Source organism: Flectobacillus rivi, from assembly GCF_030056655.1.
Lineage (GTDB): Bacteria > Bacteroidota > Bacteroidia > Cytophagales > Spirosomataceae > Flectobacillus > Flectobacillus rivi.
Genome location: NZ_JASHIE010000004.1, coordinates 77,848 through 101,769 on the forward strand (window position 1 = coordinate 77,848; position 23,922 = coordinate 101,769).

General features: G+C 36.0%; 18 protein-coding genes and 1 tRNA gene. 2 read left to right on the forward strand and 17 right to left on the reverse strand.

What is annotated here, in order from left to right:
• Positions 1 to 4: 4 nt before the first annotated feature.
• From QM481_RS06510 to QM481_RS06535, 6 genes are all read right to left on the reverse strand, one after another.
• On the reverse strand, positions 5 to 2,092 hold the full coding sequence (locus QM481_RS06510) for a glycosyltransferase family 39 protein (RefSeq protein WP_283381136.1): 2,088 nt from the start codon (positions 2,090 to 2,092) through the stop codon (positions 5 to 7).
• Positions 2,093 to 2,118: 26 nt separating this feature from the next.
• The gene (locus QM481_RS06515) at positions 2,119 to 3,192 is read right to left on the reverse strand and encodes a DegT/DnrJ/EryC1/StrS family aminotransferase (RefSeq protein WP_283381137.1); all 1,074 of its coding nucleotides are present in this window, start codon (positions 3,190 to 3,192) and stop codon (positions 2,119 to 2,121) included.
• Between the two features lie 80 nt (positions 3,193 to 3,272).
• A complete protein-coding gene (locus QM481_RS06520) occupies positions 3,273 to 4,529 on the reverse strand; it encodes an ABC transporter ATP-binding protein (protein WP_283381138.1) in 1,257 nt (418 codons plus the stop codon).
• A gap of 14 nt (positions 4,530 to 4,543) precedes the next feature.
• A complete protein-coding gene (locus QM481_RS06525; RefSeq protein WP_166551507.1) occupies positions 4,544 to 5,371 on the reverse strand; it encodes an ABC transporter permease in 828 nt (275 codons plus the stop codon).
• A 7-nt stretch (positions 5,372 to 5,378) separates the two neighbouring features.
• Complete coding sequence (locus tag QM481_RS06530; protein ID WP_283381139.1) at positions 5,379 to 6,467, reverse strand: hypothetical protein; 1,089 nt, start codon at positions 6,465 to 6,467, stop codon at positions 5,379 to 5,381.
• Between the two features lie 34 nt (positions 6,468 to 6,501).
• The gene (locus tag QM481_RS06535) at positions 6,502 to 9,030 is read right to left on the reverse strand and encodes a polysaccharide biosynthesis/export family protein (protein ID WP_283381140.1); all 2,529 of its coding nucleotides are present in this window, start codon (positions 9,028 to 9,030) and stop codon (positions 6,502 to 6,504) included.
• Between the two features lie 337 nt (positions 9,031 to 9,367).
• Here QM481_RS06535 and QM481_RS06540 point away from each other — a divergent pair, with 337 nt between their 5' ends.
• Positions 9,368 to 11,245 (forward strand): DNA topoisomerase IV subunit B, encoded by a 1,878-nt coding sequence (locus QM481_RS06540; protein WP_205690885.1) that lies wholly within the window; start codon positions 9,368 to 9,370, stop codon positions 11,243 to 11,245.
• An 88-nt stretch (positions 11,246 to 11,333) separates the two neighbouring features.
• Entirely contained in the window at positions 11,334 to 12,410 is a 1,077-nt protein-coding gene (gene pheA / locus QM481_RS06545; RefSeq protein ID WP_283381141.1) for a prephenate dehydratase, read from the forward strand.
• A 38-nt stretch (positions 12,411 to 12,448) separates the two neighbouring features.
• Here pheA and QM481_RS06550 read toward each other — a convergent pair whose 3' ends face one another.
• The 11 genes from QM481_RS06550 to hisC form a co-directional block, all read right to left on the reverse strand.
• Positions 12,449 to 13,336, reverse strand: coding sequence for a bestrophin family protein (locus QM481_RS06550; protein ID WP_283381142.1), 888 nt, complete (start codon positions 13,334 to 13,336; stop codon positions 12,449 to 12,451).
• A 127-nt stretch (positions 13,337 to 13,463) separates the two neighbouring features.
• On the reverse strand, positions 13,464 to 14,912 hold the full coding sequence (gene sufB / locus QM481_RS06555; protein WP_095163022.1) for a Fe-S cluster assembly protein SufB: 1,449 nt from the start codon (positions 14,910 to 14,912) through the stop codon (positions 13,464 to 13,466).
• Positions 14,913 to 15,177: 265 nt separating this feature from the next.
• A complete protein-coding gene (locus QM481_RS06560; RefSeq protein WP_166551512.1) occupies positions 15,178 to 15,651 on the reverse strand; it encodes an Lrp/AsnC ligand binding domain-containing protein in 474 nt (157 codons plus the stop codon).
• An 828-nt stretch (positions 15,652 to 16,479) separates the two neighbouring features.
• A complete protein-coding gene (locus QM481_RS06565) occupies positions 16,480 to 17,856 on the reverse strand; it encodes a family 43 glycosylhydrolase (RefSeq protein WP_283381143.1) in 1,377 nt (458 codons plus the stop codon).
• 151 nt (positions 17,857 to 18,007) lie between these two features.
• Entirely contained in the window at positions 18,008 to 19,258 is a 1,251-nt protein-coding gene (locus tag QM481_RS06570) for a DUF2264 domain-containing protein (RefSeq protein WP_283381144.1), read from the reverse strand.
• A gap of 87 nt (positions 19,259 to 19,345) precedes the next feature.
• The gene (locus QM481_RS06575) at positions 19,346 to 20,563 is read right to left on the reverse strand and encodes a glycoside hydrolase family 88 protein (protein WP_283381145.1); all 1,218 of its coding nucleotides are present in this window, start codon (positions 20,561 to 20,563) and stop codon (positions 19,346 to 19,348) included.
• Between the two features lie 458 nt (positions 20,564 to 21,021).
• Entirely contained in the window at positions 21,022 to 21,492 is a 471-nt protein-coding gene (locus tag QM481_RS06580) for a hypothetical protein (RefSeq protein ID WP_283381146.1), read from the reverse strand.
• A 76-nt stretch (positions 21,493 to 21,568) separates the two neighbouring features.
• Positions 21,569 to 21,790 carry a hypothetical protein gene (locus QM481_RS06585; protein WP_283381147.1) on the reverse strand — a complete coding sequence of 74 codons (222 nt, stop codon included), beginning with the start codon at positions 21,788 to 21,790 and terminating at the stop codon, positions 21,569 to 21,571.
• A gap of 242 nt (positions 21,791 to 22,032) precedes the next feature.
• A tRNA-Ala gene (locus QM481_RS06590) sits at positions 22,033 to 22,106 on the reverse strand.
• Positions 22,107 to 22,167: 61 nt separating this feature from the next.
• Positions 22,168 to 22,698: a hypothetical protein gene (locus QM481_RS06595; RefSeq protein WP_166551518.1), complete on the reverse strand. Its 531-nt coding sequence runs from the start codon at positions 22,696 to 22,698 to the stop codon at positions 22,168 to 22,170.
• 20 nt (positions 22,699 to 22,718) lie between these two features.
• Complete coding sequence (gene hisC / locus QM481_RS06600) at positions 22,719 to 23,774, reverse strand: histidinol-phosphate transaminase (RefSeq protein ID WP_283381148.1); 1,056 nt, start codon at positions 23,772 to 23,774, stop codon at positions 22,719 to 22,721.
• Positions 23,775 to 23,922 lie beyond the last annotated feature (148 nt).

Here is a 23,922-nt window from a genome sequence, read left to right on the forward strand (position 1 = left end):
AACTTTATTTTAACTTTCTTAAATAATAATCTTCTCCTCTAGTAATCATATTCTTCATGGTCGTATCTGTTCCCAATCGAATATCCCCAGGCTGAGGTTTAATGACCTTTTTGGCGAAGAATAAATATTGTGCTTCCTTCGGAATTGGTTGAACACCTTTTTCGAAAGGATTTATAACGATCAAAGTACGGGTCAATTTTTTGCCCCATAATGGATACTCAAAGTCATCGTTAATAGTAGCCAGCGCAACGGTGGCATCTTGAGGTACCAACTCGTCAAACTTATGATAGGCAGGCGTTATGTCAGGACGAGCCCATGTTTGAAGGTCAATTCTATCAGTATCAAAAGCAGAAGGACGCCCCAAGGCTGCAATTGGCAAACAACGTTCATTCAAATACACAACCAAAATGGCTGATGCTGATGCCACTAATATAACAATTGCAGTATAGAATTTCAATAGTATAAACGACCCGCTTTGTAACCTCCATTTATTGCCTTCATGAAATAACAATGTCACCAATGGAACCGCATACACGGCAGTACTAATCATATAACGACCTTTCCATGCGTCGTAAGGTGCCGTAAAACTCAATGCCGCGAAATGCAAACAAAAGGCAACTGCCAGTACATAAAACGCAATTCCTCTACGAATGAAACCAATCAACACCAATACCACCAGCGGTAAAACAATGGCAAAGCCAAATATTCCCCAGTGAGGGTTTGCATTAAAAAATTCAAACCTTACATTATACGAAAAAGGGTTAATGGTAAAGTCCGTTTCTTCTTCGAGGCGAAGATGAAGCTTTTTCTCAACTTTCTCGATAGGTTTTCTTATTAATTGATTGACTGTTTCAAATTGTTCAACATTTCTCAATCCATCCAAATTCACCATATCAATCGAATATCTCACAACATTACGAGAGCCTTGTTTGATAAGGTTTTTCAATGTTCCTGCACGTTCCACAGATTGGTGTTTTAATGCAGTAGGTGGTCCAATCGGGTGACCAAACAATTGGATATTTCTCAAATAACCTGTTGGTAAAGTAAACAGTACAATCCCAACGGTTAAGCCAACAACTAAGTGAGTCAATCTACCAAAGGTTCTTGACCAGAAATGTTGGTAAGAATCACCGAGTTTATCAATAAATTTCGCTCTTAAATCTTCGCCAAAAACTGTATAAATAATAATCAAAAACAGCGGAGGGAAAGAAAAAACGAAAGTAATCTTATGTCCTAAAGCTATTCCGAAAGTCAATCCTGCAAGATATAAATAGCGTCTCCAATGTTTTTCTCTGTAAGTAAAAAGAAAATACACCAAACAAGCCAAATACGAACCTAACACGATATCGGTTTCGGTTGAAATTGACTGTATCATGACATCGGGCAATAACCACATTACTAAAGCAGCAAAAACACTCGCCGTAAAATTTTTGGTTAATCTTTCGGCAATACCAAATACGCCAAAACCAATAATGATATATGCGGTATGGTGAATCACCTTAAACCAATTTTCAATACGACCACTCATGAGATAATTGTAGATTTGAATCGTACAAACACTACGAGGATACGTATCAATATTCCAGTTTGTTCCTCCAAAATGAGCCATAGAACCATGACGCATATAATACATCAACCGGTTCAAATGCCCAGTCATGCTATCCCACTCGTTTGGAACAGTATAAAAAATCAGGAAAAGATTGGTGATTTCTGTAATAATAAATGCGCCAAAAAGTAGTCCAAAAGACCATTTTAACCACACTGGAAGGTTTCCAAACCAATTCCAAACCAGTTGAGTTCGACTTCCGATTAGTTCAAAAAATGTAAACCGTTCACGTTGATCTCGACCAAATAATTTGGTGAATTGTACGTAGAATACAAAAGCTGGGATAAAAACTGACAATGCCCAAAAGCGACGATCATCGATTTTACCTATTTCAGAAAGCGCAAATCCTGTCAAAATAACACTACCACAAAACGTAATGTATGCCGTAAGTACAATATCCACCAAAGATTTCATGCAAACCCTAGAGGCTATTCTCAACACAAAGCCTATAAAACTGGCAAACAGGATTGGATAGATAAAATTCATATCAAAAATTTTAGTCAATAGAAGTATTAGAGATTTTCGTTTACGATACGTGCAATTCTATACACATCTTCATGCGCCAAATCATAATATAATGGCAAAGCCAAAGCTCTTAAGGCAAAATCGTCGGAAATAGGACAAGTACTTTCTTCTGTTACGAATTTGAGTGTACTCAATGATGGATAAAAGTAACGACGAGGCATAATCTGATTTTCAGACAAAGCATCTCTTACCTTCAGCAAAGCTGCTTCAGATTCGAAGAAAACAGGATAATACGCATAATTTTTCACTGTGTTTAGTGAAAGCTCTGGTCGACCAAGCTTATCCCAGTTTAATTCCTGATCATATATATCGAAAATTGCCTTACGAGCGGCAATAATTTCTGGCACTTTAGGAAGATTTACCAAGCCCATAGCAGCATGGAACTCCGAGTTTTTCCCATTAATTCCAATCGTAAGATAATCGTCGCCAATATGTCCAAAGCTTCTATATCTATCTAAAAGCCAAGCATATTCGTCATTATTGGTAATCACTGCTCCGCCCTCAACCGTATGAAATACTTTCGTAGCATGAAAACTACAAGTGCTAATATCACCAAAAGAAAGAAGTGATTTATCATCTACGGACGCTCCGAAAGCATGCGCTGCATCGTAAATAAGCTTAACATTATGTTTGTCAGCTATTTTCTGCAACTCATAAACTTCACAAGGATTGCCATATACGTGAGTAGCTAAAATTGCTTGTGTATTTTCGGTAATCGCAGCTTCAACCTTTTGTGGATCAATACACAAATCTGAACGCAGAATATCGGCAAAAACAGGGGTACAGCCCTCCCAAACTACCGAATGGGAAGTTGCACAGTAAGAAAATGGTGTAGTAATAACTTCTTTGGTTACTCCTAATACTTTAAGTGCTAACTGAATAGCAATAGTACCATTTGATACAAACAAGCAATGCTTTACGCCTAAATAATCCTTAATTTTTTGTTCTAATTCACGTACTAGCGGGCCATTGTTCGTGAGTTGATTTCGCTCCCAAATGCCCTTTAGGTAGGCTTCATATTCCTCATAAGGAGGTAAATATGTTTTAGTTACATTAATCATTTAGCGTAATCTGGATATAAGTTTCAATTTCGAAGTTTCTCTTTTCTAGCAAAAAGCAGAAAGCTTTAGTTAATTCAATATTAAATAGCGTTTTCGTATTCCAACTGCATAATTGGAAACTCAATTTTCGGACGTACATATCCTGGCCATTTACCATACCACACTGTTCCTTCACGATAGTCCTCAATCTCGAAAATCAACGCTTCTTCAAAATTATAAATCACAGAGGCAGTGTCTTTCACAATCATAAAAGAGAGTGAATAAGAACCATCATTTAAGAAATCACTAGGAATTTCACATTCTGCGGAGATAATACCTTTTTCAAATTTGATAGAAGGTGTACCAATATTAAAAATACATTCACCTGTCAACGAATTCACATGGAGACTAATATTCAAGTTGGCTTGATCCATGTAATTCCAAAACTCAATTTGGATTTTGAATGAAGTACGAACATCCAAATGGTTTTGGTTATCCAAATAATTAGGTACAAGTTTAACACTTTTCAAACGAACTCGGTCGTTGCCTGGCGCTTCATTCTGATTAGTATAAGAAACTTGTAAATCTGTTTTTTGAATTTGACTCAAATAGTTTGACATAATGAGATTAGTCTCTCCCATTTGAATCAATTGTCCTTTTTGCATGTACATAGCTTTATTACACAGACCTTGTACTGCTGTTAGGTTATGACTTACAAATAAAATAGTACGTCCCGAAGTCGAGGCATCCTTCATTTTGCCAAGACATTTACGCTGGAAGTCTGCATCCCCTACTGCCAACACCTCATCAACAATCATGATTTCAGGCTCCAAGTGCGCAGAAATAGCAAAACCTAATCGAACGTACATCCCTGACGAATAACGTTTTACAGGAGTGTCAAGAAATTTTTCAACACCTGCAAAATCAACGATTGCATCAAAATGCTTCTTGATTTCATCACGCTTCATGCCAAGAATAGCACCATTCAAAAAGATATTTTCACGACCTGACAATTCAGGGTGAAAGCCTGTACCAACCTCCAATAAACTGGCAACACGACCTTTGATGGTGATCTTGCCTTGAGTAGGTTCAGTAATACGGCTTAATACTTTCAAAAGTGTTGATTTTCCAGCACCATTTGAGCCTACTACCCCAACTCTATCACCTTGCTCTATTTTAAAACTTACATCTTTAAGGGCCCAGAAGTCTTCATGTTCAACTTCGTCTTCCTCCCCTTTAGTAAACATATTTCTAAACGTATTGGTAATCACCTCACGAAAGGTATCTGACTTTGCATTACCTTTTTTGTGATCGATGATGTATCTCTTACTAACGTTTTGTGCCTCAATAACAGTCATTCTACTTCAATATTTTAAATGTAATCAACAAACGAGTTTTCTCTTTTTCTAAAGAAAATAATCGCAATAATTGTGGTTAGACAAACAAAAATAATGGTTGGCAAAAAGCTATCCCATGTAAAATATGGATAGTTTGGAATCAAACACCAACGGAAACCTTCAATAATACCAGCTAATGGATTCAACCAAGTATAGAAAGGATACCAAGATAGTTCTTTTATAGAGGAAGTAGAATATGCTACAGGACAAATAAAGAAACCATATTGAACAATCAATGGAACAATTTGTTGAAAATCACGATATTGAACATTAAGAGAAGCAAAAATAATCCCCAAACTTAGTGCTGCCATAAAGGCAAAAAATAGAAACACTGGCACAAAAAACAAGTGATAGTCTACCGAAATACCGCTATAAATCAAAAACGGCACTAATACAATAAAACCTACAAAAAAGTCCAACAATGGAACTGCCACTGAGCTTAAAGGCATTAGCAATCGTGGGAAATATACCTTCGAAACGAGATTGGCATTACCTGTAATACTATTACTTACTTGCTGAAAAGCAGTAGCAAAAAAGTTCCAAAAAATTACCCCAGTGAATACGATAATTTTAAAATCAACGCCTGAAGTATCTTCAATTTTGGCAACCTTATGAAAAGCAAATACAAATACCAATACCGTCATAATTGGCCTGACAACTGCCCATGCCACTCCAATCATAGTTTGTTTGTATCGTACTGTTATATCACGAACTGCTAAAATCCATAGCAACTCTCTAAATCTAATAATGTCAGCCCAATAATGCTTTTCAGACCTTCCTGCCTCAATGACTGTTTCTTGCATTGTCTAATTAACTATTTATTTTTTTCTTATCTTTTAACTTTTGAATTACGTCGCGACCAGCAACAAATAATAGCGCTAATACTAAACCAATGGTTCCTCCAAGCTTCACTCCTTTTCCTTTGAGAGTAACATCGGCTCCAATTGGCAATTCTGAATCATCGATTCTTGTAAACAGAGGAGATTCTTTCACCATCGAAAATCTCAGGTTGTCAAGATTTCTAACAGCTTCTTGGTACATTCCTTGCAATTGTGCAGAATTAGTATTTAATCTCTGTTGTTCAATCATCCCTTGCTGCATAATCACTTGCTGATTTTGGTCAACAACCTGTGCATATCTTCTTTGAGTACCATATAACTGGCTTTTCAACGAGTCTACACGGCGTTCCATAATACCTAACAACTCACGTGTTTTCTTCGTCTTTGTTTCAATATAAAAGTCGGTTACTGTTTTCAAAAATAAATTTGTCCAAACATGGGACAAAGTATCATTTCGAGTTGTCGCAGCCATTGTCATCAAAGAGGATTTCTTATTATCATTAGATATTGATGTTAGAGGTTCTAAAAATGCTTGTAACATTCTGATTTTAGAACGCTCATTAGCTGTGAGCTTTTCGTAATTAGTTTCTCTAAATCGAAAACGCTTCATCTCTTCATTATCTTTCCACTCATCTTGTAAACCTCCTGATTTTTCAATCAAAAAGTTACCAAAAATAACAGACTTTCCATTGACTTCAACTTTAGAGAGTATTGCTCTATTATAGATATTTTTAGTTTTCAATAATTCAAAGAAATTTTCTCCACTAAATAGGCTACTACTAGGACTAGCTCCTCCACCAATACCGAAAGCACTTGCCAAATCTGAAAGTCCACCACCACCACTTGTTCCATTGTCCATGTTAAATAGAATCTTAGAGGTATAAGTTTGTGGCTTCTTCGTTAGAAGGTCTATTGTATATCCAATTGTTAAACCTAACAATGTTAAGGCTAAAACAATCTTCCAATTGGCTACAATTAAATCTTTAAAAACTATGATTTTTCTTACTATATCTTCAAAAGAAAATTGATCCTCTGGTAATACATTTTGAATTTGGGACATATATCTCTTCTTATAAATGCTAAGATTTAAAAAATTATTGGATTGTTCGGATTAATAAAACAATGGTAGTTATTCCAGATAATGAAGCAGTAATTGTTGAAATAGTACTCAACAATTGTTGGGTAACAAGCTGCTTTTGATTGATTCTAGGAACTACAATTTCTGCGCCTGGGTTAACTTTAGGATAAATATTAATTATCCCTAACAACTTTCGTGTTCTATCGACAGAACCATTTGCATAAATCACGTAAGAACGTTTACGTGCAGAAAGTGATGTGAATCCACCTGCTTCTGAAATATAGTGTTTAAAAGATGCTCCGCCTATAAATCTCGTAGAAGTAGGATATAGGATTTCACCTTGCATTCTTACTGTTTGAGGTTCTTTAGGGATTCTAATAATATCACCATCTTGTAACAATAAATTCGATTTTGAACTTTCATCAGACAACACATCTACTAGGTCTATCCCAATAGATTCTTCATAAACTTGCTTGACAGGTTCTACTCTTAAAGTTGCATCAGTATTATTATCATTTAATTCTTGTAGCTGTTTTGACTTTCTTTCTACCTCTTGATCTGTAAGTCTTACCTTTCTAATCAAAGTAGCACCGGCTGGGTATGCTTGAGCATTTAGCCCCCCAGCACGTTTGACAACATCATATAATTTTTCGTCTTTTCTCTCCAAGGCATAAACTCCTGGAAAAATTACTTGACCCTCAATTGATACAAATTGCTGTCTTTCGTAATTAGGAGAAGAACGTACAAATACCTCGTCAAATGGCTCTAATATAAATTTAGATGCTGAAGGGCTTATCGACAAATCTGGATTAATTCCAAATTGAAATTTCTCGCCAATGGTAGGAGTAATTTGAGATGGGTCATCTTTCCAAATATTCTTTTTTCTTCTAATTACTTCTACTCTACCTGTTGCAGCAGATTCCTTTAACCCACCAGCTTTAACAATCAAATCTTCAACAGTCATATTTTTAACATATGGGAATGTCCCAACAGAAGGTGTTTCAGTATTCGATGGTAACGCTCCCACTGATGTAGATCCAGAAGCAAACCTTTCTGCTAATTTCTCTCTCGCAATCAAATTAATTTCACCTTGTATCCTTACTGTATAGGTTTCCATCATTTCGATCCCAGAGTATACTGTAATCTCATCCTCTCTTTTAAGAGTAACATCTGGAATTACTCCTGATAGAATGTCTCGGTAATTAATAGCAATATTTTCTTTTGTTAAATCATCTTTAAGACGGACTAATGTAATACGATCTAGAAAAGCATCCTCTTTAAAACCATCAGCTCGTTTAATCAACTTAGTTAACGTTGGATTATCATTTAATGAATAACGCCCAGGTCGGAAAATAGCGCCTTTCAAATTAATAGCATTCTCGTATCTGTTGAAGAGAATTTGGTCTATTGTGATAAAATCACCTGATTTGGGGAAGAATGAAGCAAGTATATCTCCACTAAGATCTATTAGTTTTCTTTCTTTATCAGTAAATCTAGTAACTTTCAACACGCCCTTATATGCTTCAGGTAAAAATCCACCAGCATAATCATTGATTATCATTTCTAAATTTTCACCAGGTAGAACCTCAAAAATTGCAGGTTTCTTTACTTTCCCAACAATTTCAATACGCGACTTATATGGTGTAACTTGAATAATGTCTTGATCTTGTAATGCTATATCTTGACGTAAATTTCCAGTTGTTAATAAATCATACAAATCCACACGAGCTACTAGCTTTTTACCCCTAATTACTTTGATTTCACGGAATGTACCATTTTCGTTAGGTCCTCCTGCTTGATATAGGACATTAAACACTTTTGCCAATGATGGAACAGCATATGTACCAGGAGCAATAACCTCACCTATAACCGTTACACGTATTGTTCTAATATTGCCTAGAGAGATAGTAGCAGTAGTATTTGCGGGAGCTCCTCCACTGGCTTTTAATCCAACATAAATTTGAGACAATCTACTTACAATCCTTTTCTTTGCTTCTTCAATTGTTAATCCACTAACAAAAATATTACCTACACGGTCAACCTTAATATTACCATCAGGTGACACAGGCAACGTAGCATGGCTTTCAGAATAACCATTAATATCAATAATAATTTCATCGTCTGGACCCAATACATAATTTTTTGGGGTCGCCATACGCGCATAAGAATCAAATGTTATTTTCGAATTGTTAAAGATTGAATAACCAAAAATTTTCTTTCTTAGATTAACTATGTTAGAATCTACCTCATTTAAAGCTAATTCTTTCTTTCTTTTCAAAGAATCTACTTCGTTTTTCTCAGCAGCGATTTCAGTGACCTTTCTTGAACTAGAATTTTTGGTACCAGTTGAAGTGGTGGTTGGGCGTCCAACAGATGTAGGAAATGACATATTTGCAGGTATGCCAGGGATTTGTGCAAAAGAATTCAAACTCCATAAAGCAATCATCAATAAAGATATAGAGCGTAAGTTAACCGCAGACATAAATGAATGACGTGATTTTATAGTCTTCAAAACAAGATTACTGGGTTTTTTGAGTTGTAGCATGATTTTTAATTTTGTTCTTGGTTTGATTTGAGAATGATTTTTTCAAAATAATCCAAAAAACGGTACTTTTATTATTAAGATAAGTTTGAATGAAATTGCAAAGTAAATGAACTTTTGCCTAAATCTCGACAATCTTACGCAGATTAATTAGGGAGTGGACAATTAAATTAATATAGGCGTACGATTTTTAATGCTTTTTTGTAGATTTGCTAACTTCTTAATCCAAAACTATATTTCTGAGTCATATCGATTAGATTTCAGCTCAAAAACATAGCCAATATGTATTTTTTTAACTTGTTTTGATGAAACATCAATAAACCATTCTTTCTCTAGCAGTATGTCAACAATTCCAAATAATGAGGTTCAATATACCGAAGACAGTATTCGGTCACTAGATTGGAAAGAACATATCCGCCTTCGCCCTGGTATGTATATTGGTAAGCTCGGCGACGGTTCTTCGTCCGACGATGGAATATATGTATTAGTAAAAGAAATCGTCGATAACTCTATCGATGAGCACATGATGGGACATGGAAAAGCCATCGATGTGAAAATTTCAGACCACCGTGTAGAGGTTCGTGATTATGGACGTGGTATTCCACTAGGAAAAGTAATCGACTGTGTATCTAAAATCAATACTGGTGGTAAATATGATTCGGGCGCTTTCCAAAAGTCTGTAGGTTTGAACGGTGTCGGTACAAAAGCAACCAACGCGCTATCAAGTTTTTTTAGAGTACAGTCGTTTCGTGAAGGAAAAACAAAATGGGCTGAATTTAGCAAAGGAGAAATGCTTTCTGAATCAGATGGCGAACCAGAAAGTAACGCTAAAAATGGTACACAAACAATTTTTGAACCTGATAACACTATCTTCAAAAATTACCACTTTATCCCACAATATTTAGATAATCTTTTCTGGAATTATGCTTATTTGAATGCTGGTTTGTCTATCAATTTTAATGGACAGAAGTATTTTTCTCAAAAAGGTCTTTTTGATTTATTAAGCAAAAAAACCAACGAAGAGGAAAATCGTTATCCCATCATTCATCTGAAAGGAAATGATATTGAAATTGCTATGACGCATGGCAACCAATATGGAGAAGAGTACTATTCGTTTGTAAACGGTCAGAACACCACTCAAGGTGGTACACACTTGCAAGCTTTTCGTGAAGCAGTGGTTCGTACAGTACGTGATTTCTATAAAAAAGATTACGCTCCCGAAGATATCCGTGCCAGTATTGTTGCTGCTGTAGCTGTACGTGTTCAAGAACCAGTTTTTGAATCTCAAACAAAAACCAAATTAGGGTCAATCACCATGTCTCCAGATTCTAGCTCTCAAACCGTTAGAAGTTTTGTAGGAGATTTTATCAAAACAGAGTTGGATAACTTTTTGCACAAAAATCCAACAACTGCTGAGGCCCTTAAAAAACGTATTGAGCAATCTGAGCGTGAGCGTAAAGATATTGCTGGTATCAAAAAATTGGCGAATGAACGTGCGAAAAAAGCCAATTTACACAACAAAAAATTACGTGATTGTCGTGTGCATTTATCTAACGAAAAGTCCGATAATCGTTATGATTCAATGTTGTTCATTACCGAAGGTGACTCAGCTAGTGGTTCAATTACCAAATCTAGAAATGTGCAAACTCAAGCAGTGTTTAGTTTGAGAGGTAAGCCACTTAACTGCTTTGGCTTGACCAAAAAGATTGTTTACGAAAACGAAGAATTCAACCTACTCCAACATGCCTTAAATATCGAAGATGGCTTGGAGGGGCTTCGTTATAACAAAATCATTATTGCAACCGATGCCGACGTAGATGGTATGCACATTCGTTTGCTGATGATGACATTTTTCTTGCAATTTTTCCCAGATTTGGTACGCAATGGTCATTTGTATATTTTGGAAACACCTTTATTCCGTGTTCGAAATAAAAAAGAAACGATCTATTGCTATTCTGACGAAGAGCGTCTGAATGCCATTCAAAAATTGGGTCCAAAACCAGAAATTACACGTTTCAAAGGTTTAGGTGAGATTTCTCCAGAAGAATTTGGTAAATTTATAGGCGATAATATTCGTTTAGAACCTGTAATTTTAGAAAAGGATACAACCATCCCTAAAATTCTAACATATTTCATGGGTAAAAATACCCCTGACCGTCAGAGGTTTATTATCGACAATCTCATTATTGAAAAAGACCCTGCCGAGGCAGCAGCATAAGATATAGGTTAGAACTCAACAATTGTTGAGTTCTAATTTAACGATCTCTTTTCCTGCTCATTCGCAGAAATATCCTGTTAACCATAATATGACCCTAGAACAATTACGACAACAGATTGATGAGCTTGACAATGAAATGCTTGGGATACTCAACAAGCGAATGGAAGTTGTAAAGCATGTTGGAGAGCTTAAAAAAACGACTCAGACTGTTATTTATCGTCCTGAGCGTGAGAAACAAATCATCGACCGTCTTGCAGAAATGAGCCAAGGTTTATTGACTCGCCCTGCGATTGAGGCTATTTACCTCGAAATTTTTGCAGTATCTCGTAATCTTGAATTACCAGAACGTATCGCCTATTTGGGTCCTGAAGGAAGCTTTACTCACCAAGCAGCCGAAAGCCGCTTTGGCGCTATGAGTGACTACTTGCCTTTGCCAAGCATCCGCTCTGTTTTTGAAAGCGTTGATACAGGTCGTGCAAGATTCGGTGTTGTTCCTATCGAAAATAACCTAGAAGGTATCGTAAAGGAAACGATTGATTTGCTAAACGAAACAGATTTGAAAATTGTAGCTGAAGTGGTTATTCCTGTTCACTTTACGTTTGCTACCAAATCTGAAAAATTATCTGACATCAAGCGTATTTATTCAAAAGACATTGCTTTTGGACAATGTGAAAAATTCTTGAATGAGTATTTTAATGGTAAAGATGAAGAATTCTTCGTTCAAGTAGATTCAACTTCAAAAGCGGCCAAATTAGCCTCTCAAGATGAGCAGTCTGCCGCGGTTTGTTCTCATATTGCTGCCAAATTGTTTGATGTTCCTATCTTGTTTGACAATATTCAAGATTCGTCTCAGAACAGAACAAGATTTTTTATTATTGGAAAAGATTTTGTCAACCAAAAGAGTGAAAAAGACAAAACCACCATTATTGCTAAACTCCCAGACGATGGTAAGCCAGGAACACTGGTAAGATTCTTACAGGAGTTTGAAAATCGTGGTATTAACCTTGTAAAAATTGAATCAAGACCTGTAAAAGAAGGTGAAACATTCAACTTCTGGTTCTTGATGGAATTTGATGGGTATTTCTTAGATGAGAATGTTCAACATATCATGAAAAAACATGAATCCGACATCAAGTGGTTAGGTAGTTATGTAAAAATGGTATAAAAATAAAAGCCGTTAGCGACAAACTAACGGCTTTCTTTTTATCTTAAAACTGATTCTTCTTGAAATATTTCACCTATATGCTTTTGAATATTTTTACACATCTGTGCTAATGGTAAGTCGTTTGCATCTGTCCCAAATGGATTTTCAATTTCTTCTGCAATCAGCTCTAAACTTGCCAACACATAAAACACAAAAACTACCACTGGAATCACTATATAACCTAGCGTAAAAACATACCCAAAGGGTAAGGTCATTACATAAAAGAAGATAAATTTTTTCAGAAAGACCGTATAGGAAAAAGGAATTGGCGTATTTTTTATACGTTCGCAAGCTCCACAAATATCCGTAAAGGTTCGAATTTCTTCATTAATAAAGAGCAGTTGCTCGCCAGAAATGATACTTTTCGCGTACAATGCCTGTATTTGATCCACAAGCAATTTGGCAATATAATTAGGCTTATGATATTCAGACTTTACTTTATATTCAGAAATAAACAACTCACTATCATTCTGATGACCACGCAAATGGCGTTTTAAAGCAAAAGCATATTCTACGATAAGCTTTTCAATTAAGGCTCTTTCTACTACCAGCTCTTTGGGCACTATCGCCTGAATTTTAATGGCAAAATTGCGTGAGGCATTTGTCAAAGCACCCCAGTTACGTCTCCCCTCCCACCAGCGGTCATAGGCAGTATTTGTTCTAAATACTAACAACATAGAAATCACAAAACCTAGCATTCCATGCATAGCTGGAATATTTTTGATATGTGAATTTTCACTTAATTTAAAAACATCTACTTCCAAATAAGCAATCAAGCCAGAATAAGCCCCTATGGCTATCAACATAGGAAACAATTTTCTGAAAGTATCGGCTTTGTGAAAGCGAAAAATAAAGGTGAACCATTCTTTAGGATTATAATTGATCATAGAGATAAGAATAATTTAGTAACAGTTTGAATGTGAAGATAAATTTAATACACGACGATACAAACAAAAACAGCTTCTATCGAAAATAGAAGCTGTTTTTATATCTATCAGAATAAAACTCGATTCATTAACCTACTGAACCTTCCAATGAGATAGCGAGAAGTTTTTGTGCTTCTACTGCAAATTCCATTGGTAATTGATTCAAGACTTCTTTAGCATATCCATTCACAATCAAAGCAATAGCTGCTTCTGTAGAAATACCACGTTGATTACAATAGAAAATTTGATCTTCACCAATCTTCGAAGTAGTCGCTTCGTGCTCTACAGTGGCTGTGTTATTTTTTACTTCAATGTATGGGAAAGTATGCGCACCACAACGGTCACCCATCAATAATGAGTCACATTGAGAGAAGTTACGAGCATTTTCGGCACGTTTCATCACTTCAACTAAACCTCTGTAAGAGTTTTGAGAACGGCCAGCAGAAATACCTTTAGAAACGATACGTGACTTAGTATTTTTACCAATATGTACCATTTTCGTACCAGTATCTGCCTGTTGCATATTATTAGTAACAGCTACAGAATAAAACTCACCGATAGAGTTATCCCCTTTCAAAATCACAGAAGGGTATTTCCAAGTAATTGCCGAACCTGTTTCTACTTGAGTCCAAGAGATTTTTGAGTTAGCGCCATCACAAATACCACGTTTTGTTACGAAGTTGTAAATACCCCCTTTACCGTCTTTATCACCAGGATACCAGTTTTGAACTGTTGAGTACTTAACTTCCGCATTTTCATGTGCTACGATTTCTACTACAGCTGCGTGCAATTGATTTTCATCACGCATTGGAGCAGTACAGCCTTCTAGGTAACTTACGTAAGAAGATTCGTCAGCAACAATCAAAGTACGTTCGAACTGTCCAGTACCAGCCGCATTGATACGGAAATACGTAGACAATTCCATTGGACATCTTACTCCTTTTGGAATATAACAGAATGAACCATCTGAGAATACCGCAGCGTTCAATGCCGAAAAGAAGTTATCTTTTACGGGAACAACTGAACCCAAGTATTTTTTGATTAATTCAGGATGTTCTTTAATTGCTTCAGACATTGAACTAAAAATAATACCTTTTTCAGCCAAAGTCTTTTTAAATGTAGTAGCAACTGAAACTGAGTCAATTACAGCATCTACCGCAACTCCAGAAAGGCGCTTCTGCTCATCAAGAGAGATACCTAATTTCTCGAAAGTACGACGTAACTCAGGATCAATTTCATCCAATGAATTAACAACTTTCGTTTGTTTTGGAGCTGAATAATATTTGATTGCTTGGTAGTCAACTTTTTTATAGTCAACATTAGCCCATTCTGGTTCTTGCATACCCAACCAAGTACGGTACGCGCTCAAACGCCATTCCAACATCCATTCTGGCTCGTCTTTCTTAGCCGAGATTTGACGGATAACGTCTTCATTCAAACCTGCAGGTACTTCATCAGTTTCGAAGTGACTTTCGAAACCATATTTATACTCCGAGGAGGTGATTTCTTCGAGAATGTCTATTTCTTCTTTTGCCATTGTATTTAATCTGTTACAGCAATTGGTATATCAGTGATTTTGTGCTAGACAATGAAGTAATTTTAAAGCATGTTAAAAAATCATTCTAAAAAATGATTTTTGTTAGCTTTTCAACTAATTATTGACCTTTGAATTCATTCACTGAAATAATTGGTCTACAAAAATAAACCAAAAAGCGCAAGAAAAGTTCTGTTGTTTAGAATTTTTCTAAGATGTCCCCTAATTATTCCTAATTTTTGAAGAAAAGACCACCTAAACCCTCCTTTTAAGTCGGATTAGCAAACGGAACCGAACGATTTACAGACTCCTCCAATGATATAAATGTTTCTGTTCTCTGAATTCCTGCCACTTTTTGAATTTTATCGTGCAATACTTCTCTTAGGTGAACGGTATCACGACAAACAATTTTGGCAAAAATAGAATAGATACCCGTGGTATAATTAATACTTACCACTTCGGGAATCTGCATGAGTTGGTCTGCTACCTCAGCATACAGCGAACTTTTATCCAGATAAATACCTAGAAAAGCCGAAATATCCCAACCAAGCCTAGTATGGTCAACAATCAATTGAGAACCTTTAACAATTCCCATTTCTTCCATTTTTGCCATCCGAACATGGACTGTACCACTCGAAACATGGATTTTTTTAGCAATTTCGGTATAGGGCATAGTAGCATCGCTCATCAAAAGCCCTAATATTTTTAAATCAACTTGGTCAATTCCTGGTACTTTTTCCATAGGTATTAATACAGTCTAAAGTTTTTATTAACAATTTCGCAAAAAATGAGGCTTTGAGAATTATCATTTTTAACGATTCGTTAACAAAAATAGTGAATTTTTGAAAATACTATAAATTTTAACATTTTTTTCTAAAATATTTGCAAAATGTCAGAACACCTGTTAACTTTGCATTGTCAAGTTAAAAGAACAACGACACACACAATGTAGGGTGATGAAATTTGGCAGACGTGCCCTCCTGTCTCGGGGGTGGTGATTACGGGATAAAGTTAGTATAATGCCTATCGCAAGATAGACTGGGGTTGACCACCAGATTTTGTACTATACCTAACTACGCCGTGGAGGTTCGAGTCCTTCTCCTACAGCAATTATCTGAAATTTTGGGGATATACGATTTGGCAAAATAAAATTTCCTGATTACCTTTATTCCCAGATTATCAGATTGACTACGAATATAAAAAAGTAGTTTTATTTGGTTTTTAGTTTGTTGATGAAGTGTAATTCAAAAAAGCAGTCTTACTGAGTCTGCTTTTTTTGTTTTTATAGCCTTTAGAACTTCATAAAACTCCCCTATTGAGCGAATTTAGCTCTTTTTCCATTTTATCTTCTTGGGTTAAGCCTCATTTTGATTTGCTTATTTTACAAATTTTCCAAATAATATTTCAATTTAGCAAAGCAGTACTTTCATTTCGATTTTATCTTTTTTGATAACAAAAAGGAAGAAAAGTTCTTTTGTTCCTACCGATTACTCAAATATTCCTATCTCAAAATAGAAAAACCTCAACCCAAAAGAGCCGAGGTTTTAATAAATATTCACGATGTGAGGAATTACTGGACTTTAAATTCCCAAATACCTGCAACTCCTTTCAAGAACTTAATTCTTAGATATTGAAATTTCTTGTTCAAAATATCTGTATGTGGGGATTTGATTTGAATATCATCATGTCCTCCACATTTGACCCAAGTTTTACCATCTTGCGAGCCTTCCAAAATGTATGCATGACCAGCAGTTGGTTTCACAAAGTATATCTCTACTTTCTTAATGGTTTGTGATTTTGAAAGTTTTGCCGTAAAAGTGGCTAAAGAATCATTGGCGTCAGCCATCCAACGAGTCCCATTTGACCAATCCGTTGCGTTGGCTGGATTGTAGTATTCAGTGCGTTTGAGTGTTGCATCATAAATATGTGGAACTTTGTATTCTGGCTTGGTTGAAGAAGCACTTGTTTCCTCAATTTTCAATCCTTTATCTTTTACATTCAATGGATTTACACCTTTATTCGTCAATTTTACGGGTTTGATAGTACCATCTTCATTAAAATCCATTTTATTAATCCAAACCTGACGATTGGTACCTGAGCGACCAAATTCGAGATAAGTGAAATAATAATCGTCGCCGATATTAAAAACATTACCGTGTCCAGGACCATAGATTTTTTCAGTAGTATCAGTTTTAGCGATAATTTCTTCCTTAGGGAATTCGTAAGGACCAAAAGGAGACACCTTGCTGTATTGATACGCATAGGCATAATGCTCATGACCACTCAAGGTGTACATATAATAGTAAATACCTTTTCGTTTAAAAAAGATTGGTCCTTCAGAGTAGCCATTTCTCTTAGTTTGAATCACCTGAATATCGCCATCCAATTCAGTCATATTGGGCTTTAACTTAGCTGCACCACGTTGCGCCCAAAACAAATAAGGCGTTTTATCATCGTCAATAAAGATTTCAGCATCAATTCCTTTGGTCTTTTTAGGACCATCCATTAGTACAAGCGGAGCAGGAGCTTTACCTTTTTCAAAAGTATCTTCTCCCACTAATTTAAAAGGACCTTTCGGAGAGGATGCTTTTGCTACATAAATATGTGTATTGACTGTTGGGTAAAAGAAATAGTCTTTTCCTACTTTTTTGGCATAACTTGGAGCCCAAAAAAGTTGTTTGGCTGCCGATGGAAAGAATATTCCATCAAAAGACCAATTCACTAAATCTTTAGATTGCCAAAGGACTGGAGGTCCTGATGTTGCTAAACCTTTATCATAGCCGTCAGTTGTCGCATAACAATAAAAAGTATCTCCGAACTTTACAATACTTGGGTCTGCAACTAAGTCAGGAATAATTGGATTATAATTTCGAGTGGTTTGTGCGACAGTAGCTTCTGCTATTGACAAGCACAGACCAATTCCTAGAAGAGATTTGAATAATTTCATGGTTTGTTTATTAAAGGGATTACATAACTTTCAGAGATTGACTTGTAGTGATAAGTGTCAATTATACACAATTATACTCAAGCCATTATACAAAAGGATTTATTGGGTGAAATTTCAATTAAAATTATCTGATTGAAGCACTAAAAGTCATTTAATCAATGGCATGATCTGGTGGAACTGGCAATCCTTGCCAAATTCGTTGAGATGTCCAAGGTTGTGGGCTTGAACTCCAAAACTCGTCCGTTTCTGGCAAGCCTAATGGAAGCAGAATAAAAGAACATAAATATAAACTTCCCGTTGTGATATATGAATCTGCGATTTCGGGTTGAGCGCCATAAAATCCGATTTTCAACCAGCCCTTTTCATCAAAAGTTGATTTTGATTCTGTTGTTTTCTTCAAAATTGCCGTTAAAGCCTCACGAGTTTGCGCAACACTAATTTCCTTTGGAAGATTATGAACCAAAGCCATATCAGCCAAATGATGAAAAGCACCTCCTCTGTATACCAACGACCTACCTATGGCAGGAAATGTACCATCGGGATTCACTAATTTTTCCTGAATATGTGCGTAACGCTGTGCACGCTCCATAATTTTCTTACCTGCCCAATTAAAAGAAGGATTTTTTGCACTAACAACTTGGTGAATATTTACTAGAAAAGGCTGAATAACATAGCTATTATAGTAATCAAAATGAAATTTTTCGCCATCGCCATAAATACCATCACCCAAGTACCATTGTTCAAACTGGCGGTAACAATACTCAACACGGAGTATATCCCATGAATAGCCATACTTGCAGAAAAAGGCTTCAATCATGCCAGAAAACAATATCCAGTTACTAAAGCCCGGTTTTATTTCTCTCGTTTTCACAAAAGAATTTACCACATTTTGTTGGGTTGCTGTATCCAAATGCTCCCAAAGCCAAGGAGAGCGCACAAAAGCCAATGCCAAAAATGCAGCATCGACCAAAGGCTGTCCAGCCCCCTCGAATTTCATATAATCTTTTGCCTGAGGATTTACAGCATTGGCAACGGCTTTTACAGCCCATTGTCTGTATGTATCTCTTAGCTCAACCTCAGCGGGATTACCGCCTTCAGCATTGAGCCATGGCGCTATACCACACAACAAACGACCGAAAGCTTCGAGATACGCTACTTGCGAACGGCTTGCTTTGTTATCTATATGAACAGATAATTCGACAGGCATTTTAATTTTGAGGCTATCATTTGCTAAGCTTTGCAAGACAGGTCGTGACAACTGATCGAGATGTGCGAGCCATATCTCACGTGTAGTAAGCGCAGGCACTTCGATAGCCGTTTCTTTTTTCTTTTTCGTTTTCTGTGCGGTAGCTTGATAGCTTAAAGCACAAGCCATAAGAGAGGCAAGGATAAGTTTTTTCATAGGTTTGTAATGTGAAAAATCAATTTGGCTCAAAGCATTTTATCTAAGCCTTGAACCAAATTGAGAGAGATCTTACTTTGATAATTCTTATTTTTTCAATTCTTGATAGCGCTTCATAGCTTCCAAGAAATAGTAATCTGCATACGTTAAAGGCACATCCACTTCTGTATTTTGAGGAATATGACCAACACAATGCTTGATGAGAAAGCCACCATTTTTGCCATAAGCAGCTTTGTATGGAGAATTTGATAAACTCCAAAGCATTTTCTCCGCTGAAGACACATAAGTTTTAGCCAAAGGAGCCTTTACATATCCTTGTAATTCCAATAGTGCCGAAGCTACAACTGAAGCAGCAGAAGCATCACGCAAGGCTTCTGGTTGATTTGGCGCATTGAAGTCCCAAAAAGGAATTTTATCTGCTGGAAGGTTTGGATTGTTTAAATAGAAATTAGCAATCTTATTTGCCTGGTCTAAGTAAATTGGATTTTTAGTCACACGATACATCACAGTATATCCATACAAACCCCAAGCCTGACCACGTGCCCAAGCCGATTCATTGGCAAATCCTTGTGCCGTTTTCTTCTGTTTTACCTCACCAGTGTTAGCGTCATAATTAATCACATGATATGAACTATAATCAGGACGGAAATGGTGTTTCATCGTTGTATTCGCATGGGTTACCGCAATCTTATAATAGGTAGAATCTCCCGTTACTTCGGTTGCCCAAAACAACAATTCTAGGTTCATCATATTGTCGATAATCACCAAAAAATCATCAGGCTTGGAATCCCATGATTTTATACAGCCTACTTTTGGGTTAAAACGTGTAGCAAGGGACTTGGCTGAAGTCAGCAAAATTTCTTTATATGCTGGTTTTGGAGCAATAAGATTAGCATTACCAAAACTACAAAACATCATAAAACCCAAATCATGGGTTGTGGTATTATACTTTTCCTTTTCTAGGTCTTTCAAAATACGTTCAGCTTCCTGATACGTAGCTTGGTCTTTGGTTTGTTCATAAATATAAAGCAAAGAGCCAGGGTAAAAGCCACTACACCACCAATCAGAGTTGCTAAACTCATAGCGGTCTGTGTTGGGAAAATACGTTTTAGGAAATTTACCAGCGGGAAGATGTTGAGCCAAAAACTGATACTGTTTCTGTGCATCGGAAAAATTTTGTTTGAATTGCTTCAACAAAAGAGGTCTTGAAATAGCTTGAGAGGCTTTTTGTGCCATACTTGTAAAACCTAACAAGCAGCAAAGGAATAAAAGAAGACTGTAGTTTTTAATAAATTGGGATTTCATGACATAAAGTTTTAAAATGTTAGAGGCTTATGCCCGAAACAATAAAGCTCAGAATAGGTAATACTTTACTCAAAGCATGAAAAAGTTTTTCAAAACTACAGAATTAAAAAGAACGTCTATCCTTGGTTGGGGAGAGGTGCTGTATGTAAAAGATTCATTTTAGAAATGAAAGGAGTTATTTACAAATGCCACAAGTGCCTCCATTTTTGGCGCAATGTTTACAGTATTTACAATTTTTACAGGCAGAACAATATTTAGACCCAGTACATTTTCGGGCAAGAACTGCTGCACTAGAATGAACACATATTGCCAAGACAATTAATGTTAAGATTTGAAGCGAGTATCTTTTTATCATAACGTTGGTGTGAGTGTGACTTAAGTATGAGTTTTGAGTGTAATTTTATGATTACCAACACCTTATTTTTATTAATTTATTCAACTTAACTCTGCACGATTACTTATAAGTTAATTTGATACTGTATTCTCTTATTTCGAATAATGAGTTCTAGTTCCTTAATAGTTAGTAAAGCGAAGGAAGAGCCTTTTTCATGTAAGCTCACAAAGCAAAATCTGAATTTTTCTCCCAATATTTCTCCAAAATTAAATTCGTTCTCCGTGGCGCCAAAAAAGAAACCTTTGGGATTATTGGGTAAATATTTCTTGGTTGTCTTTAGTTCAACCAGTACCATATCTTCCAAATAGGTCTCTATTTCATCTCCATTAATCTCCTTCCCAACAAAATCTGGGATATATATCATATCAAAGGATTGAAGGAAACGATGTTCAATCTGTAGCAAATCCAAAATTTTCTTTTTAGTTGACAAGTCAATTTTGAAGAAGCCTGTATGATTTTCTATTAGGTAATTTACTCCCTCTTTCTCTGTGATATTGTTGGATAATGTTAGCGTAAAAGAATGTTTTCCTGACATTAATTTTAAAGTTTTGGTGATAACTATCTTTATTGTCCTTTACAAAAAACAAAGTCAATTTGTCCAATATTTAAATTTAGGATGTTTTGTTACGCTCTCTCATAGGTTTTACTAGAAGATATTCAACTAACGCCTGTCTAAGTTCTTCATTAAACATTTCTTTAATGCTCACGTTAAAATCTTCACAACAGGCTGTAATCTCCAAGTTATCCTCCTCATAAGTTACCTTAGGATTTTTTCCATGCACAGGACAAACCTGCTGCTCACAATTGTGAATAATTACTTGAATATCAATCATATTAAAAGATGTTTGTTATAGGGTTTGGTAATATCTAATGAATAATTTATTAATACAAGCCAAGAATAAATGGAAACTTGATGCTCTTACACAGAAGTATGAACAACAACGCTTTATTACAATAGCTAGATCAGAAGGTATTTGGATATTTACAAGGTTAAAATTAATGTATTGGCGAGATATTGGGCGGATAAAAACTAAAAAGGCATCTACAAAAACTTGTAAATGCCTTAAAATCAAAGTGGAGAAGATGGGGCTCGAACCCACGACCTCTTGACTGCCAGTCAAGCACTCTAGCCAACTGAGCTACATCCCCATTGGAATTGGTACTGCAAAGTTATCATTTCAAAATACTTTTGCAAGTACCAATTCTATTTTTAAAAATTAAGTCTTGCTCCTATACCTGCTTGTGGGTGGAAATAAAATACTGATGGCACTAACTCTACATACGCTCCAACTTCCATGAAGATAGAAAGTGGCGAGTCTGGAGAAAAATATTCTAATCCTGCCGAACCTACGCCTCCTAATCCTGTCGCTGGAATTTCTTTTTTGTAGGCAACTCCATTGAAAGTGTCATCTACAAAATACTTTCTCGAAGTGATTTGTCCACCAAAACCATAGTAGTTTTTAAATCGACTGCTTCCCATCTCGTTATGCCATAGATACAATCCGCTTACAGCAATACCCGAACCGTTGAATGCACCATCTTTGTAGCTGTCTTTTACACCCCAGATACCTCCATAAATTCCAAAATTAATTTCGATAGCATTTTTGTCATTTCTTAAGTAGTTGCGTAGACTTAGTCCTGATGGTTCTCCAATTTTACCGCCTATCGCCCAGTCTTTGTTTTGAGCAAATGCACCTACAGATGCTACCAAGAGTAGAAGAAACAATACTGATTTTTTCATAACATTGTTATTTAATTGATTTATGCCTCATAAGAACGAAGATAACCCATTAAAATGGAATTTTCGTCTTTTGTTCCGACGGAGATACGCAAACAGTTGTCACATAAAATCACCTTTGAACGGTCACGAACGATTGTTTTGTTCTCAATTAAGTAATCAAATACAGCTTTTGCTTCTTTGAAACGAACCAATAGGAAGTTCGCATCTGAAGGGTAGATATGTTCAACATTTGGTAATTCGCTTAACTCTTTTTCAAGTTGAGCTCTATTTTCGTTGAGTGTAGCTACCGATTTTTTCACAAAATCTGTATTGTCTATATTCTCAATTAATAACTTTTGCGTCAAACCATTAATATTATAAGGGTATTTAATTTTGTTCAAAAGTGTAATTAATTCTTCTTGTGCAAAAGCCATTCCTAAGCGTAATGAAGCCAATCCCCAAGCTTTTGAAAAAGTCTGAAGTACCATCACATTAGGGTATTCGTCTAAGCTTGGAATGAATGACGGCTCATCAGAAAAATCATTATAGGCTTCATCGATAATAACAATACCTTGCTGAAAGTTTTCGATGATTTGCAAAATTGCCTCACGATTAATCAAGTTACCTGTTGGATTATTCGGAGAACAAATAAATATCAATTTTGTTTTTGAATTTATCGCCTCCAAAATCGCATCAATGTTCAATTGATAATCAGATTTAAGCGGTATTTTCTGAATTGCCACATTATTTACTGAAGCACTCACTTCGTACATTCCGTAAGTTGGTGGTAATATAATAATATTATCAACTTTTGGTTCACAAGTCAATCGAATAATTAAATCGATAGGTTCATCAGAACCGTTTCCTAAGAAAATTTGTGTTGGACGACAGCCTTTGATGGGAGCTAATTTTTCCTTAATCGCAAATTGATAAGGATCTGGATAACGGTTCCAGTTTTCGGGCGTTGCCGAACCAATTGGATTTTCGTTTGCATCTAAAAAAACACCTTCTTTACCTGTATATTCATCACGTGCAGAAGAGTATGGAGCAAGATTTAAGATGTGCGGACGCACGACTGAGTGTATGTCAAATTTCATAAGTTTGTTTCTTGGATTTAGTGAAATAAGTAAATTTTAGTGATTGCCTCAGTTTACGGACTGTTGGCAATACTGCCCCATTTAACAACAAAAGGTGACGCATCTCAACCGAATGAGGAGCTATCACCTAGTTTGTTGGTTCTATGAC

Bases quoted from the DNA above. Each gene is read 5' to 3' on its own strand.
- QM481_RS06515 (WP_283381137.1), bottom strand. From the start codon at position 3,192: ATGATTAATGTAACTAAAACATATTTACCTCCTTATGAGGAATATGAA.
- QM481_RS06535 (WP_283381140.1), bottom strand. From the start codon at position 9,030: ATGCTACAACTCAAAAAACCCAGTAATCTTGTTTTGAAGACTATAAAA.
- QM481_RS06530 (WP_283381139.1), bottom strand. From the start codon at position 6,467: ATGTCCCAAATTCAAAATGTATTACCAGAGGATCAATTTTCTTTTGAA.
- hisC (WP_283381148.1), bottom strand. From the start codon at position 23,774: ATGAAATTTGACATACACTCAGTCGTGCGTCCGCACATCTTAAATCTT.
- QM481_RS06570 (WP_283381144.1), bottom strand. From the start codon at position 19,258: ATGAAAAAACTTATCCTTGCCTCTCTTATGGCTTGTGCTTTAAGCTAT.
- pheA (WP_283381141.1), top strand. From the start codon at position 11,334: ATGACCCTAGAACAATTACGACAACAGATTGATGAGCTTGACAATGAA.
- QM481_RS06525 (WP_166551507.1), bottom strand. From the start codon at position 5,371: ATGCAAGAAACAGTCATTGAGGCAGGAAGGTCTGAAAAGCATTATTGG.
- QM481_RS06540 (WP_205690885.1), top strand. From the start codon at position 9,368: ATGTCAACAATTCCAAATAATGAGGTTCAATATACCGAAGACAGTATT.
- QM481_RS06585 (WP_283381147.1), bottom strand. From the start codon at position 21,790: ATGATTGATATTCAAGTAATTATTCACAATTGTGAGCAGCAGGTTTGT.
- QM481_RS06520 (WP_283381138.1), bottom strand. From the start codon at position 4,529: ATGACTGTTATTGAGGCACAAAACGTTAGTAAGAGATACATCATCGAT.
- sufB (WP_095163022.1), bottom strand. From the start codon at position 14,912: ATGGCAAAAGAAGAAATAGACATTCTCGAAGAAATCACCTCCTCGGAG.
- QM481_RS06565 (WP_283381143.1), bottom strand. From the start codon at position 17,856: ATGAAATTATTCAAATCTCTTCTAGGAATTGGTCTGTGCTTGTCAATA.
- QM481_RS06510 (WP_283381136.1), bottom strand. From the start codon at position 2,092: ATGAATTTTATCTATCCAATCCTGTTTGCCAGTTTTATAGGCTTTGTG.
- QM481_RS06575 (WP_283381145.1), bottom strand. From the start codon at position 20,563: ATGAAATCCCAATTTATTAAAAACTACAGTCTTCTTTTATTCCTTTGC.
- QM481_RS06595 (WP_166551518.1), bottom strand. From the start codon at position 22,698: ATGAAAAAATCAGTATTGTTTCTTCTACTCTTGGTAGCATCTGTAGGT.
- QM481_RS06580 (WP_283381146.1), bottom strand. From the start codon at position 21,492: ATGTCAGGAAAACATTCTTTTACGCTAACATTATCCAACAATATCACA.
- QM481_RS06560 (WP_166551512.1), bottom strand. From the start codon at position 15,651: ATGGAAAAAGTACCAGGAATTGACCAAGTTGATTTAAAAATATTAGGG.
- QM481_RS06550 (WP_283381142.1), bottom strand. From the start codon at position 13,336: ATGATCAATTATAATCCTAAAGAATGGTTCACCTTTATTTTTCGCTTT.